Consider the following 14071-nt stretch of genomic DNA (forward strand, 5'->3'; position numbering starts at 1 on the left):
GCCAGAACGGTCCAAGTCCACACAGCACGGGGGTGCATCAGCCATGTTCGGTCGCCGACGGGGGATGGAGACGGCCGGAAGTTCCAGCCCGCCCATATCCGCGACACTGACCCTGCCACCGACGGCGGGTCTGCTCAGCTGCCGGGTCCTCGACACGGTCCACCAGCCGGTCAGGCAGGCCGCGTTCGAGGTGACCGACCCGATCGGGCGCCGCATCGTCAGCGGCGAGACCGACCCGTACGGGGGGTTCACGGCGGTGGTGCCGGAGGGCGAGTACCGGCTTTCGGTCACCGCCGAGGGGTACGCGCCGTTCCACGGGGCGACGCTGGTGGGGGACCCGGCGCAGCCCGGCACCGGGGAGATCATCCTGGACGCGGTGGAGCCGCCGCTGCTGCCGCAGCCCGGCCACTGGGAGCTCGACCCCTCGCACTCGTCCATCGCGTTCACGGCCCGGCACATCGGGTTCGCGCGGATCGGCGGCCGCTTCAACACGTTCGCCGGCGGGGTGCGGATAGCCGACCGCATGGAGGACTCCTCCATGCACGTGATCATCGATGCGGCGAGCATCGACACCGGGCTGCGGCTGCGCGACGACCACCTGAGGTCCGGCGACTTCCTGGACGCGGCCCGGTATCCGACGGTGGAGTTCTACAGCGACCGGTTCATCCACCGCAGCGGCAGCCGCTGGACCGTCGCGGGCGCCCTCACCCTGCACGGGGTCAGCCGTTCGGTCACCCTGGACACGCACTACCTGGGCCTGGGCACGGGCCTGGAGGGCGAGCCGCGCGCCGCCTGCCGGGCCACCGCCGCACTGCAGCGCGAGGACTTCAGCCTGACCTGGCAGTCGGTGCTCGCGCACGGCATCGCGGCGATCGGTTCGAGCGTGGAAGTGGAGCTGGACGTGCAGATCGTCCACAAGGCCTGAGCCGGGCCGGATCCCTACGGGGCCTCCAGCCAGCCCTCGTACTCGGCGGCGAGGGCGTCCAGCACGGCGGTGTCGAGCAGTTCCCGCGGGTCCTCGACGACCACCAGCCACTGGGCGTCCTCGGCGTCGTCCTCACCCGCCAGGGCGTCGCGCACCAACTGCGGTTCCTCCGGGAGGCCGAAGCGTCCACGGCCTCCCGCGCCACCTCCTCGGCGGCGTCGCGGTCGGGCAGGACGAGTACATGTCGCACGTTCACACGATCATTCTCACGTATCGGGTGAGGGAGGCCGCCGGGCCGGGGGCTGTCAGTGCGGCGTGGGATGCTGGAGCCGATGGCCACCAGGAAGAACCCCACCGACGATCCGCTTGCCCCGCTCACCCTCGCGGTGGGGCAGGAGGACCTGCTGCTCGACCGTGCCGTCCGGGAGGTGGTGGTGGCCGCCCGCGCCGCCGACGCCGACACGGACGTCCGCGACCTCTCCTCAGAGCAGCTCCAGCCCGGCACGCTGGCCGAGCTGACGAGCCCGTCCCTCTTCTCCGAGCGCAAGGTCCTGATCGTGCGCGGCGCCCAGGACCTGTCCGCCGACACCGTCAAGGAGGTGAAGGCGTACCTCGACGCGCCCTACGAGGAGATCGTCCTCGTCCTCCTCCACGCGGGCGGGGCCAAGGGCAAGGGCCTGCTGGACGCGGCCCGCAAGGCGGGTGCCCGGGAGATCGCCTGCCCGAAGATGACGAAGCCGGCGGACCGGCTGTCCTTCGTACGGGGCGAGTTCCGCACGCTGGGCCGTTCGGCGACCCCGGAGGCGTGCCAGACCCTGGTCGACGCGATCGGCAGCGATCTGCGGGAGCTGGCGAGCGCGGCGGCGCAGCTGTGCGCGGACGTCGAGGGCACCATCGACGAGGCCGTGGTCGGCCGCTACTACACGGGCCGGGCCGAGGCCTCCAGCTTCACGGTCGCCGACCGGGCGGTCGAGGGGCGGGCGGCGGAGGCGCTCGAAGCCCTGCGCTGGTCCCTGTCCACCGGGGTGGCGCCGGTCCTGATCACCAGCGCCCTGGCCCAGGCCGTGCGGGCGATCGGCAAGCTGGCCTCCGCCCCGCGCGGGGCCCGCCCCGGCGACCTCGCCCGGGACCTCGGGATGCCGCCCTGGAAGATCGACCGGGTCCGCCAGCAGATGCGCGGCTGGTCGGCGGACGGGGTCGCGGACGCCCTGCGCGCCGTGGCCGCAGCCGACGCGGGGGTCAAGGGCGGCGGCGACGATCCCGAGTACGCGCTGGAGAAGGCGGTCGTGGCGGTGGCTCGGGCCGCCCGCCCCCAGCGCCGCTGACACACGAAGGCCCCGGCCGCCGCCCTGGGGAAGGGTGGAGGCCGGGGCCTTCGCGTACTGCTGGTGTTGCGCCGCACCCGCGTGGCGAACGCAGGCCGCGTGCGGCGCGGTGTGCCGGTGAAGGAGCGGAAGAGAGGGCCCGCTGGGTCCTTACCGGCGATTCACATCGAGAGCTCAGCCCTGCAGGGAGGCAACCTTGGAGGCCAGCGCCGACTTCTTGTTGGCGGCGGCGTTCTTGTGGATGACACCCTTCGAGACAGCCTTGTCGAGCGCACGCGCGGCGTCACGGGAAGCCACGGTGGCCTTCTCGACGTCACCGGCGACGACGGCCTCGCGGGCCTTGCGGATCGCGGTCTTGAGCGAGGACTTGACGGCCTTGTTGCGCAGGCGCGCCTTCTCGTTCGTCTTGTTCCGCTTGATCTGGGACTTGATGTTCGCCACGAAAGAGCCTTTTCAGGTTCAGAGTTTTGTTCTTCGGATTGTGCCTCGACAGCTGAGAGGGCATACGAGACACAGCTGCCCAGGCTACCAGGCACGCTCGGGGCAGCCCAAACCGAGCGCACTGCCCGGTCCATGGGACCATGGGAGTCAGCGTAGAGATCCCAATGATCCGCCCAGGATCGACCGCGCCCCCGACTGAGACCCGAGAATCAGGACACTGCGTGCCCGCCATCCCCAGCCACGTGCCCGAGCCGAGCCGTACCGACCCGGCGCTGATCCGCAACTTCTGCATCATCGCGCACATCGACCACGGCAAGTCGACCCTTGCCGACCGGATGCTCCAGCTCACCGGTGTGGTCGACCAGCGGCAGATGCGCGCCCAGTACCTCGACCGCATGGACATCGAGCGTGAGCGCGGCATCACGATCAAGTCCCAGGCGGTCCGACTGCCCTGGGCGCCCACCACGGGCGAGGGCCAGGGCAGCACCCACATCCTCAACATGATCGACACCCCCGGGCACGTCGACTTCACGTACGAGGTCTCGCGCTCCCTCGCCGCGTGCGAGGGCACGGTCCTGCTGGTGGACGCCGCCCAGGGCATCGAGGCGCAGACCCTCGCCAACCTGTACCTGGCGATGGAGAACGACCTCGCGATCGTTCCCGTGCTGAACAAGATCGACCTGCCGGCCGCCCAGCCGGAGAAGTTCGCCGAGGAGCTCGCGAACCTGGTCGGCTGCCAGCCCGAGGACGTCCTGCGGGTGTCCGCGAAGACCGGTCTCGGCGTGGAGGCGCTGCTCGACAAGGTCGTCGCCACGGTCCCGGCCCCGGTCGGCGTCAAGGACGCCCCCGCCCGCGCCATGATCTTCGACTCGGTGTACGACTCGTACCGCGGCGTGGTCACCTACGTCCGTGTGGTCGACGGCCAGCTCAACAAGCGCGAGCGCATCCGGATGATGTCCACCGGCGCCACGCACGAGCTGCTGGAGATCGGCGTCTCCTCGCCCGAGATGACCCCGGCCGACGGCATCGGCGTCGGCGAGGTGGGCTACATCATCACCGGCGTGAAGGACGTCCGCCAGTCCAAGGTCGGTGACACCATCACCAGCCTGCACAACGGCGCGACCGAGGCCCTCGGCGGCTACAAGGACCCGCGGCCGATGGTCTTCTCCGGCCTGTACCCCCTCGACGGCTCGGACTACCCGGACCTGCGCGAGGCCCTGGACAAGCTCCAGCTCAACGACGCCGCGCTGGTCTACGAGCCGGAGACCTCCGCGGCGCTGGGCTTCGGCTTCCGCGTCGGCTTCCTCGGCCTGCTGCACCTGGACGTGGTCCGCGAGCGCCTGGAGCGCGAGTTCGGCCTCGACCTCATCGCGACCGCGCCCAACGTGGTCTACCGGGTGGTCCTGGAGGACGGCAAGGAAGTCACCGTCACCAACCCGAGCGAGTTCCCCGAGGGCAAGATCTCGGACGTGTTCGAGCCGGTCGTGCGGGCCACCATCCTCGCGCCCAGCGAGTTCATCGGCGCGATCATGGAGCTCTGCCAGACCCGCCGCGGCACCCTCCTCGGCATGGACTACCTCTCCGAGGACCGGGTCGAGATCCGCTACACCCTCCCGCTCGCGGAGATCGTCTTCGACTTCTTCGACCAGCTGAAGTCCAAGACGCGCGGCTACGCCTCCCTCGACTACGAGCCCACCGGCGAGCAGTCCGGCAGCCTGGTCAAGGTCGACATCCTGCTGCACGGCGACAAGGTCGACGCCTTCTCCGCCGTCACGCACAAGGACGCGGCCTACGCCTACGGCGTGCGCCTGGTCGCCAAGCTGCGCGAGCTCATCCCGCGGCAGGCCTTCGAGGTGCCGATCCAGGCCGCGATCGGCTCCCGCGTCATCGCCCGCGAGACGATTCGCGCCATCCGCAAGGACGTCCTCGCCAAGTGCTACGGCGGTGACATCTCCCGTAAGCGGAAGCTGCTGGAGAAGCAGAAGGAAGGCAAGAAGCGGATGAAGATGGTCGGCTCCGTGGAGGTCCCGCAGGAGGCCTTCATCGCCGTCCTCTCCAGCGACGAATCCGGCGGCAAGAAGAAGTAGCGACGCCCGCGACCGCCGCGGAAGCAGGCCCTCACGCTCCGGCGCGGGGGCCTCTTTCGTTATGAACCGGCCGCTTGCGAGCTCTTACGCAGGCGGCGGACGGCCTCTAGTCTGATCACTGCTCGATGGTTACTCGCCAGTCACCTGCTGGTTACGTCTCAAACCCCGCCTGTCCCGATGCGCCCCCCCAAGCGCCCCACGCCCACGCACTGCCGCGTGGTCCGGTCCGGAGGATGTCGTGAGCGACACACAGACCTTGATCGAGAACCGTCCGCCCACGGTGGCGGCCCTCTTCCTTGAGCGCGTGGCCGCCACGCCCCATGCGGAGGCGTACCGGTACCCGGTGCCCGCGGCCGGCGGCCAGGGCCCCGACGACTGGAAGTCGCTGAGCTGGGGCCAGGCGGCCGAGCGGGTCTTCGCCATCGCCGCCGGGCTGATCGACCTGGGCCTGGAGCCGGAGCAGCGGGTCGCGCTCGCCTCCAACACCCGGGTCGAGTGGATCCTCAGCGACCTCGGCGTGATGTGCGCCGGCGGCGCGGTCACCACGATCTACCCCACCACGAACGCCGAGGAGTCCGCGTACATCCTGGCGGACTCCGAGAGCCGGGTCCTGATCGCCGAGGACGGCGCGCAGCTGGCCAAGGCGCGCGAGCGCCGCGCCGAGGTGCCCCACCTCACCCACGTGGTGGTCGTCGAGACCGCCGACGCGGTGGCCGCCGAGGGCGACCCCGACGGCTGGGTGCTCTCGCTCGCCGATCTGGAGGCGCGCGGCAAGGAGTACCTCGCCAAGCACCCCGAGGCGGTCAAGGAGCGGATCGGGGCCATCACCGCCGACCAGCTCGCCACCCTCATCTACACCTCCGGCACCACCGGCCGCCCCAAGGGCGTCCGCCTGCCGCACGACAACTGGTCGTACATGGCCAAGGCCACCGTCGCCACCGGCCTGATCACCAAGGACGACGTCCAGTACCTGTGGCTGCCGCTGGCCCACGTCTTCGGCAAGGTGCTGACCTCCGGCCAGATCGAGGTCGGCCACGTGACCGCCGTCGACGGCCGGATCGACAAGATCATCGAGAACCTGCCGATCGTGCAGCCGACGTACATGGCGGCCGTCCCGCGCATCTTCGAGAAGGTGTACAACGGCGTCGCCGCCAAGGCCCGGGCCGGCGGCGGGGCCAAGTACAAGATCTTCCAGTGGTCGGTCGGCGTGGCCCGCGAGTACGCCAAGGTCACCCAGGACAACTTCCGCCGCACCGGTCAGGCGACCGCCCCCTTCGGCCTCGCCACCAAGCACAAGATCGCCGACGCGCTCGTCTTCTCCAAGCTCCGCGACGCCTTCGGCGGCAACCTGCGCGCCGCCGTCTCCGGCGCCTCCGCCCTGGCGCCCGACATCGGCTACTTCTTCTCCGGGGCGGGCATCCACATCCTCGAGGGCTACGGCCTGACCGAGTCCAGCGCCGCCTCCTTCGTCAACCCGGGCGAGGCCTACCGCACCGGCACCGTCGGCAAGCCGCTGCCCGGCACCGAGGTCCGCATCGCCGACGACGGCGAGGTCCTGCTGCGCGGACCCGGCATCATGCAGGGCTACCACGGGCAGCCCGAGAAGACCGCCGAGGTGCTGGAGTCCGACGGCTGGCTGCACACCGGCGACATCGGCGAGCTGTCGGCCGACGGCTACCTGCGCATCACCGACCGCAAGAAGGACCTGATCAAGACCTCGGGCGGCAAGTACGTCGCCCCGGCCGAGGTCGAGGGCCAGTTCAAGGCGATCTGCCCGTACGTGTCGACGATCGTCGTGCACGGCGCCGACCGGAACTTCTGCTCCGCCCTGATCGCGCTCGACGAGCCGTCGATCCTGGGCTGGGCCGTCGAGAACGGGCTCGAGGGCAAGACGTACGCGCAGGTCCTGGCCGCGCCGGAGACCAACCGCCTGATCGAGACGTACGTGCAGACCCTCAACGAGGGCCTCCAGCGGTGGCAGACGGTCAAGAAGTTCCGGATCCTGCCGCGCGACCTCGACATCGAGCACGGGGACCTCACGCCCAGCCTCAAGCTGAAGCGGCCGGTCGTCGAGCGTGAGTTCAAGCACCTGATCGACGAGATGTACGAGGGCGCGCGGGAGCTGTAGCCGGGGGCGCCGCGCACGGCGTAAACGACCATGGGGCAGTGCGGGATGATGGGGTCATGCCTTCCGCACTGCCCGACGGTGAACCCATGCCCGAAGACGGCTCGCTGCCGTCGCACGCCCTGGCGGGCGCGGGGGACCGGCCGCTCGGCTTCTACCTGCACGTTCCGTACTGCGCCACGCGGTGCGGCTACTGCGACTTCAACACCTACACGGCCACCGAGCTGCGGGGTACCGGCGGCGTGCTCGCCTCCCGGGAGAACTACGCCGACACCCTGATCGACGAGGTCCGCCTCGCCCGGAAGGTGCTCGGGGACGACCCGCGGGCCGTACGGACGGTGTTCGTGGGCGGCGGCACGCCGACGCTGCTGCCCGCCGGCGACCTCGTACGGATGCTCGCGGCGATCCGGGACGAGTTCGGCCTGGCCGAGGACGCGGAGATCACCACCGAGGCCAATCCGGAGTCGGTGGACCCGCGGTACCTGGCCGAGCTGCGGGCCGGCGGCTTCAACCGGATCTCCTTCGGCATGCAGAGCGCCAAGCAGCACGTCCTGAAGGTGCTGGACCGCACCCACACCCCCGGCCGCCCGGAGGCCTGCGTCGCCGAGGCGCGCGCGGCCGGCTTCGAGCACGTCAACCTGGACCTGATCTACGGCACGCCGGGGGAGTCGGACGAGGACTGGCGGGCTTCGCTCGCCGCGGCGCTGGGCGCCGGGCCGGACCACATCTCGGCGTACGCGCTGATCGTGGAGGAGGGCACGCAGCTGGCGCGGCGGATCCGCCGCGGCGAGGTCCCGATGACGGACGACGACGTGCACGCCGACCGCTACCTGATCGCGGACGAGGTGATGGCGCAGGCCGGCTACTCCTGGTACGAGGTGTCGAACTGGGCGGCCTCGCAGGCCGGGCGCTGCCTGCACAACGAGCTGTACTGGCGCGGCGCCGACTGGTGGGGCGCGGGCCCCGGCGCGCACTCGCACGTGGGCGGGGTGCGGTGGTGGAACGTCAAGCACCCGGGGGCGTACGCCGCCGCGCTGGCGGAGGGCCGCTCTCCCGGGGCCGGGCGCGAGCTCCTGTCGCAGGAGGACCGCCGGGTCGAGCGGATCCTGCTGGAGCTGCGGCTGGTGGACGGCGTGCCGCTGTCGCTGCTCGCTGCGGCCGGGCTGGAGGCGTCCCGCCGCGCCCTGGCGGACGGCCTGCTGGAGGCGGAGCCGTACGGGGCCGGGCGGGCCGTGCTGACCCTGCGGGGGCGGCTGCTGGCCGACGCGGTGGTCCGGGACCTGGTGGACTAGGACCGGTCCCGTGCCCCGGCCACGCGCCCGGCTAGGGCGCCGTGACGTGGTCGATGAGGTGCTCCACCGAGCCCAGGAGGGTGGGCTCCAGGTCCTTGTAGGACGTCACCCGGGACAGGATGTGCTGCCAGGCGGCGCCGGTGTTGTCCGGCCAGCCCAGGGCCCGGCAGATGCCCGTCTTCCAGTCCTGGCCGCGCGGGACCACCGGCCACGCCGCGATGCCGAGGGCGGACGGTTTCACCGCCTGCCAGACGTCCACGTACGGGTGGCCCACGATCAGCACGTCCGGGGAGGTCACCGAGGCCGCGATCCGGGACTCCTTCGAGCCCGGCACGAGGTGGTCCACCAGGATCCCCAGGCGGGCGTCGGGCCCCGGGGCGAAGTCGGCGACGATGGCGGGGAGGTCGTCGATGCCCTCCAGGTACTCCACCACCACGCCCTCGATCCGCAGGTCGTCGCCCCAGACCTTCTCGACCAGCTCCGCGTCGTGGCGCCCCTCCACGTAGATCCGTCCGGCCCGCGCCACCCGCGCCCTGGCCCCCGGCACGGCGATCGAGCCCGAGGCGGTGCGCAGCGGCGCGGAAGGGGCGCGGGAGGGGCGGACCAGGGTGACCACGGCCCCGTCCAGCAGGAAGCCCCGGGGCTCCAGCGGGAACACCCGGCGCTTGCCGAAGCGGTCCTCCAGGGTCACCGTGCCGGCCTCGCAGGCCACCACCGCGCCGCAGAAGTCGCTGCCGGCCACCTCGACCACCAGATCGGGCTCCGCCGCCACCTCGGGCACGGCCTTGGGGCGCTTCCACTGCGGGGTCAGGTCGGGGGAGTACTCGCGCATCCGGCCGAGCGTAGGAGAGGCTCCGCGATCACGCCTACGACACGCCGAAACGCGCGGCCAGTGTGGCGCGTTGCGCACGCACGAAGGCCGCGGAGACCGCCGCTCCGTGACCCGGCACGTACTGCGCGTCGTCCCCGCCCAGGGCGAGCAGCCGGTCCAGGGCCGCGGGCCACTGCCGGGGCACCGCGTCCGGGCCCGCCACGGGCTCGCCCGACTCCTCGACCAGGTCCCCGCAGAAGACCGTCTCGCGCTCGCCCGGCACGAAGACCGCCAGGTCGTGGCCGGTGTGCCCGGGCCCCACATTGGCCAGCAGCACCTGCACCCCGCCCAGCTCCAGCGTCCACTCGCCCGACACCAGGTGCTTCGGCAGCACCATCAGGTCCGCCGCCTCCGCGGCCTCCTCCTCGGCCAGCCCGTGCCGCACCGCGTCCTCGCGCAGCTCCTCGCGTTCCGTGGCGAGCAGCGCGTCCAGCCCGACCGCGCCGAACACCTCGGCGCCGGCGAAGGCGGCCCCGCCCAGGACGTGGTCGAAATGTCCGTGTGTGAATGCGATATGGGTCACGTGCCGGCCCGTCAGCCGCTCCGCCTCCGCCCGCAGCTGGGCACCCTCGCGCACACACGAGCCGGGGTCGACGAGGAGGACGGAATCGTCCCCCACCACCAGTCCCACCGTGCAGTCCCACACCGGCAGTCGCCGCCGCCCGGTCCGCCCGGTCAGCCTTTCCCAGCCCGCCTCTTCCCAACGCACGTCCATGCCGCGACGCTACCCTGGCGGGCCTCCCTTGCCAGGGTCTTACTACCCGGCCGTACACTGAGCGGGGGATCTCTGGCACTCGAACGACCAGAGTGCCAACGACCGAGTTCCGACCAAGACGGCAACGGACCACAGCTGGAGGTGTGCGCGATGCTCAGCGAACGCAGACTCGAAGTGCTGCGCGCCATCGTCCAGGACTACGTCGGGACGGAGGAGCCGGTCGGCTCCAAGGCGCTCACCGAGCGGCACCGGCTCGGCGTCTCGCCCGCCACCGTGCGCAACGACATGGCCGTGCTGGAGGAGGAGGGCTACATCGCCCAGCCCCACACCAGCGCCGGCCGGATCCCCACCGACAAGGGCTACCGGCTCTTCGTCGACAAGCTGGCGGGGGTCAAACCGCTGTCGTCGCCCGAGCGCCGGGCCATCCAGAACTTCCTCGACGGCGCCGTGGACCTCGACGACGTGGTCGGCCGCACGGTGCGGCTGCTCGCGCAGCTGACCCGGCAGGTGGCCGTCGTCCAGTACCCGAGCCTGACCCGGTCGACCGTCCGGCACGTGGAGCTGCTCTCGCTCGCTCCCGCGCGCCTGATGCTCGTACTGATCACGGACACCGGGCGGGTCGAGCAGCGGCTGATCGACTGCCCGAGCCCCTTCGGGGAGACCTCGCTGGCCGACCTGCGGGCGCGGCTCAACAGCAGGGTCGTCGGGCGCCGGTTCACCGACGTCCCCCCGCTCGTCCAGGACCTCCCCGAGTCCTTCGAGGCGGAGGACCGGGGCACGGTGTCCACCGTGCTCTCGACGCTCCTCGAAACCCTGGTCGAGGAAGCCGAAGAGCGGCTGATGATCGGCGGTACCGCCAATCTCACCCGCTTCGGACATGATTTTCCCCTGACGATCAGGCCGGTGCTCGAAGCGCTGGAGGAGCAGGTCGTGCTCCTCAAGCTGCTGGGCGAGGCCAACGAGTCGGGAATGGCCGTACGGATCGGGCACGAGAACGCCTACGAGGGGCTGAACTCCACGTCGGTCGTCTCGGTCGGTTACGGTTCGGGCGGCGAAACGGTCGCCAAACTCGGCGTGGTCGGACCGACCCGCATGGACTACCCCGGAACGATGGGAGCGGTACGCGCAGTGGCACGTTACGTCGGACAGATCCTGGCGGAGTCGTAAGTGGCCACGGACTACTACGCCGTTCTCGGCGTGCGCCGCGACGCATCGCAGGACGAGATCAAGAAGGCCTTCCGGCGCCTCGCGCGTGAACTCCACCCGGATGTGAATCCGGACCCGAAGACGCAGGAGCGCTTCAAGGAGATCAACGCGGCCTACGAGGTGCTCTCGGACCCGCAGAAGAAGCAGGTCTACGACCTGGGCGGCGACCCGCTGTCCTCGTCGGGCGGCGGTGGCGGAGCGGGCGGCTTCGGAGCGGGTGGCTTCGGCAACTTCTCCGACATCATGGACGCCTTCTTCGGCCAGGCCTCGCAGCGCGGCCCGCGCTCGCGGACCCGCCGCGGCCAGGACGCGATGATCCGCCTGGACCTGGAGCTGGACGAGGCGGCCTTCGGGACCACCAAGGACATCCAGGTCGACACGGCCGTCGTCTGCACCACCTGCTCCGGCGAGGGCGCCGCCCCCGGCACCTCCGCGCAGACGTGTGACATGTGCCGCGGCCGCGGTGAGGTCTCGCAGGTCACCCGGTCCTTCCTGGGCCAGGTCATGACCTCGCGGCCCTGCCCGCAGTGCCAGGGCTTCGGCACCGTCGTCCCGACCCCGTGCCCCGAGTGCGCGGGCGACGGCCGGGTCCGGTCCCGCCGCAGCCTCACGGTCAAGATCCCGGCCGGTGTCGAGAACGGCACCCGCATCCAGCTCGCGGGCGAGGGCGAGGTCGGCCCCGGCGGCGGCCCCGCCGGCGACCTCTACGTGGAGATCCACGAGCTGCCGCACCCGACCTTCCAGCGGCGCGGGGACGACCTGCACTGCACGGTGACCATCCCGATGACGGCGGCCTCCCTGGGCACCAAGTGCCCGCTGGAGACGCTGGACGGCATGGAGGAGATCGACATCCGGCCCGGCACCCAGTCCGGCCAGTCGATCCCGCTGCACGGGCGCGGCGTCACCCACCTGCGCGGCGGCGGGCGCGGCGACCTGATCGTCCACGTCGAGGTGACCACCCCGAGCAAGCTGGACGCCCAGCAGGAGGAACTGCTGCGCCAGCTGGCGAAGCTGCGCGGCGAGGAGCGGCCGACCGGCCAGTTCGCGCCGGGCCAGCAGGGGCTGTTCAGCCGCCTGAAGGACGCCTTCAACGGCCGCTGAACGCCTGCGACCATCAACGACGAGCCCGGCCGGGGGATGCCCCCGGCCGGGCTCGGCATATGCGTTCCGGCCGCGCCGGGAAGCGGACTATGCCAGGCGAATGCCGTGATTCGGCCCCCTGAGCGGGACATGGCACGATGCAGTGCATGTCCTCGGCACCGAACGGTCTCTGCGCATACCCGATCGTGCAGGCCCCCATGGCGGGCGGCGCCTCCTGTCCCCCGCTCGCCGCCGCCGTGTGCGAGGCGGGCGGGCTGGGCTTCCTGGCCGGCGGGTACAAGACGGCCGACGGCATGTACCAGGAGATCAAGCAGCTGCGCGCCCTGACCCGGCGCCCCTTCGGGGTGAACCTCTTCATGCCGCAGACCGGCCACGTGGACCCGGCCGCCGTCGAGGCCTATCGCGGGCAGCTGGCCGGCGAGGCGAGCTGGTACGAGATCTCGCTGGCCGACGAGGACATCATCGGCACCTGCGACGACGGCTACGACGCCAAGCTCGCCATCCTCCTCGAGGACCCGGTCCCGGTCGTCTCCTTCCTCTTCGGCTGCCCCGCCCCGGCGGTGCTGGCCTCCCTGCGGGGGGCCGGTACGTACACCGTCGTCACCGCGACCTCCGTCGAGGAGGCCCGCCGCGCGCAGGAGGCCGGGGCCGACGCCGTGTGCGTCCAGGGGGTGGAGGCCGGCGGCCACCAGGGCACCCACCGGGACGACCCGCAGGCGGACGGCACGGCCTCGGTGGGCCTGCTCGCGCTCGTGGCCCAGGTGCGGGAGGCGGTCGCGCTCCCCATCATCGCGGCGGGCGGGCTGATGCGGGGCTCGCAGATCGCCGCGCTGCTCGCCGCGGGCGCGGAGGCGGCCCAGCTCGGCACGGCCTTCCTGGCCTGCCCGGAGTCGGGGGCGGACCCGCTGCACAAGAAGGCCCTGACGGACCCGCTGTTCGTCCGCACCGAGCTCACCCGGGCCTTCTCCGGGCGGCCGGCGCGGGGCCTGGTCAACCGGTTCATGCGCGAGCACGGGCCGTACGCCCCCGCCGCCTACCCGCAGATCCACCATCTGACCTCGGGGCTGCGCAAAGCGGCCGCCGCGGCCGGGGACCCGCAGGGCATGGCCCTGTGGGCGGGGCAGGGGCACCGGCTGGCGCGGGCGCTGCCCGCCGGGGAGCTGATGGAAGTGCTGACGGCCGAACTGGCCGAGGCGCAGAGCACGTTGAAGGCAATGCAGATGAGGAGTGCGTCATGACCGCCCCGGTGTTCGTGGTCGAAGAGGTCCCGGCGGGACCGGAGTTCGTCCTGGACGGCCCGGAGGGCCGGCACGCGGTGTCCGTCAAGCGGCTGAACCAGGGCGAGGCGGTGGTCCTCACGGACGGCCGGGGCCGCTGGGCCGAGGCGGTCGTGAAGGCGGCGGAGGGCAAGGACCGGCTGGTCCTGACCGTGTCCGGGGCCTTCGAGGAAGCCGAACCGGCCGTCCGGATCACCGTGGTGCAGGCGCTGCCCAAGGGGGACCGCGGCGAGGTGGCCGTGGAGACCATGACCGAGACGGGAGTGGACGCGATCGTGCCGTGGCAGGCCTCGCGGTGCATCACGCAGTGGCGCGGCGACCGGGGGGCCAAGTCCCTGGCCAAGTGGCGGGCCACCGCCCGGGAGGCGGGCAAGCAGTCCCGCCGGGTGCGCTTCCCGGAGGTGGCCGAGGCCATGTCCACCAAGCAGGTGGCGGCCCTGCTGGCCGGCGCCGACCTGGCGATGGTCCTCCACGAGGACCGCGAGACCCCCTCCGAGGCGCTGGCCGGGGCCAAGCTGCCGGAGGCCGGATCCGTCGTGCTGGTCGTCGGCCCGGAGGGCGGGGTCTCCCCGGAGGAACTGGCCGTCTTCGCCGAGGCGGGCGCCCACCCCTACCGGCTGGGCCGCTCCGTCCTGCGCACCTCCACGGCCGGCACCGCGGCCACGGCGGTCCTGCTGGCCCGTACCGGCCGCTGGGGCTGATCGCG

12 protein-coding genes and 1 pseudogene are annotated in these 14071 nt (G+C 71.9%); 9 read left to right on the forward strand and 4 right to left on the reverse strand.

Features of this window, described 5'->3' with window-relative positions:
• Positions 1-64 precede the first annotated feature (64 nt).
• On the forward strand, positions 65-925 hold the full coding sequence (locus AB0D66_RS23440; RefSeq protein WP_362306871.1) for a YceI family protein: 861 nt from the start codon (positions 65-67) through the stop codon (positions 923-925).
• Between the two features lie 14 nt (positions 926-939).
• Here AB0D66_RS23440 and AB0D66_RS23445 read toward each other — a convergent pair.
• Positions 940-1181: pseudogene (locus AB0D66_RS23445) on the reverse strand (hypothetical protein).
• Positions 1182-1257: 76 nt separating this feature from the next.
• Here AB0D66_RS23445 and holA point away from each other — a divergent pair.
• Positions 1258-2250 carry a DNA polymerase III subunit delta gene (holA, locus tag AB0D66_RS23450; RefSeq protein ID WP_362306736.1) on the forward strand — a complete coding sequence of 331 codons (993 nt, stop codon included), beginning with the start codon at positions 1258-1260 and terminating at the stop codon, positions 2248-2250.
• A 174-nt stretch (positions 2251-2424) separates the two neighbouring features.
• Here the strand turns inward: holA and rpsT are convergent, their stop codons facing one another.
• Positions 2425-2691 carry a 30S ribosomal protein S20 gene (rpsT, locus tag AB0D66_RS23455; protein ID WP_069920239.1) on the reverse strand — a complete coding sequence of 89 codons (267 nt, stop codon included), beginning with the start codon at positions 2689-2691 and terminating at the stop codon, positions 2425-2427.
• Between the two features lie 221 nt (positions 2692-2912).
• On the opposite strand from rpsT, the gene lepA reads away from it, so the two are divergent.
• The 3 genes from lepA (at position 2913) to hemW (ending at position 8195) form a co-directional block, all read left to right on the forward strand.
• On the forward strand, positions 2913-4778 hold the full coding sequence (gene lepA, locus AB0D66_RS23460; RefSeq protein WP_362306739.1) for a translation elongation factor 4: 1866 nt from the start codon (positions 2913-2915) through the stop codon (positions 4776-4778).
• 238 nt (positions 4779-5016) lie between these two features.
• On the forward strand, positions 5017-6906 hold the full coding sequence (locus tag AB0D66_RS23465) for a long-chain fatty acid--CoA ligase (protein WP_362306743.1): 1890 nt from the start codon (positions 5017-5019) through the stop codon (positions 6904-6906).
• Between the two features lie 56 nt (positions 6907-6962).
• Entirely contained in the window at positions 6963-8195 is a 1233-nt protein-coding gene (hemW, locus tag AB0D66_RS23470; RefSeq protein ID WP_362306746.1) for a radical SAM family heme chaperone HemW, read from the forward strand.
• Positions 8196-8226: 31 nt separating this feature from the next.
• Here hemW and AB0D66_RS23475 read toward each other — a convergent pair whose 3' ends face one another.
• Both AB0D66_RS23475 and AB0D66_RS23480 read right to left on the reverse strand, forming a co-directional pair.
• The gene (locus AB0D66_RS23475) at positions 8227-9027 is read right to left on the reverse strand and encodes a DUF3097 domain-containing protein (protein ID WP_362306749.1); all 801 of its coding nucleotides are present in this window, start codon (positions 9025-9027) and stop codon (positions 8227-8229) included.
• Positions 9028-9061: 34 nt separating this feature from the next.
• Positions 9062-9781 (reverse strand): MBL fold metallo-hydrolase, encoded by a 720-nt coding sequence (locus tag AB0D66_RS23480; RefSeq protein ID WP_362306752.1) that lies wholly within the window; start codon positions 9779-9781, stop codon positions 9062-9064.
• Between the two features lie 150 nt (positions 9782-9931).
• Between AB0D66_RS23480 and hrcA the strand changes: the two genes are divergently transcribed.
• The 4 genes from hrcA (at position 9932) to AB0D66_RS23500 (ending at position 14066) form a co-directional block, all read left to right on the forward strand.
• Positions 9932-10948 (forward strand): heat-inducible transcriptional repressor HrcA, encoded by a 1017-nt coding sequence (gene hrcA, locus AB0D66_RS23485; RefSeq protein ID WP_362306755.1) that lies wholly within the window; start codon positions 9932-9934, stop codon positions 10946-10948.
• Entirely contained in the window at positions 10949-12088 is a 1140-nt protein-coding gene (dnaJ, locus tag AB0D66_RS23490; protein ID WP_361751321.1) for a molecular chaperone DnaJ, read from the forward strand.
• Between the two features lie 146 nt (positions 12089-12234).
• Positions 12235-13326 carry a nitronate monooxygenase gene (locus AB0D66_RS23495; protein ID WP_362306760.1) on the forward strand — a complete coding sequence of 364 codons (1092 nt, stop codon included), beginning with the start codon at positions 12235-12237 and terminating at the stop codon, positions 13324-13326.
• A complete protein-coding gene (locus AB0D66_RS23500) occupies positions 13323-14066 on the forward strand; it encodes a 16S rRNA (uracil(1498)-N(3))-methyltransferase (RefSeq protein WP_362306763.1) in 744 nt (247 codons plus the stop codon). Before AB0D66_RS23495 ends, AB0D66_RS23500 begins: the two co-directional genes overlap by 4 nt.
• Positions 14067-14071: the final 5 nt, after the last annotated feature.

This window comes from Streptomyces sp. NPDC048270 (assembly GCF_040652335.1).
Classification (GTDB): Bacteria; Actinomycetota; Actinomycetes; order Streptomycetales; family Streptomycetaceae; genus Streptomyces.

Excerpts from the sequence above, each read along its gene's own strand:
- AB0D66_RS23440 (WP_362306871.1), top strand. The coding sequence starts at position 65 with ATGGAGACGGCCGGAAGTTCCAGCCCGCCCATATCCGCGACACTGACC.
- holA (WP_362306736.1), top strand. The coding sequence starts at position 1,258 with ATGGCCACCAGGAAGAACCCCACCGACGATCCGCTTGCCCCGCTCACC.
- hemW (WP_362306746.1), top strand. The coding sequence starts at position 6,963 with ATGCCTTCCGCACTGCCCGACGGTGAACCCATGCCCGAAGACGGCTCG.
- AB0D66_RS23475 (WP_362306749.1), bottom strand. The coding sequence starts at position 9,027 with ATGCGCGAGTACTCCCCCGACCTGACCCCGCAGTGGAAGCGCCCCAAG.
- AB0D66_RS23480 (WP_362306752.1), bottom strand. The coding sequence starts at position 9,781 with ATGGACGTGCGTTGGGAAGAGGCGGGCTGGGAAAGGCTGACCGGGCGG.
- hrcA (WP_362306755.1), top strand. The coding sequence starts at position 9,932 with ATGCTCAGCGAACGCAGACTCGAAGTGCTGCGCGCCATCGTCCAGGAC.
- AB0D66_RS23495 (WP_362306760.1), top strand. The coding sequence starts at position 12,235 with ATGTCCTCGGCACCGAACGGTCTCTGCGCATACCCGATCGTGCAGGCC.
- AB0D66_RS23500 (WP_362306763.1), top strand. The coding sequence starts at position 13,323 with ATGACCGCCCCGGTGTTCGTGGTCGAAGAGGTCCCGGCGGGACCGGAG.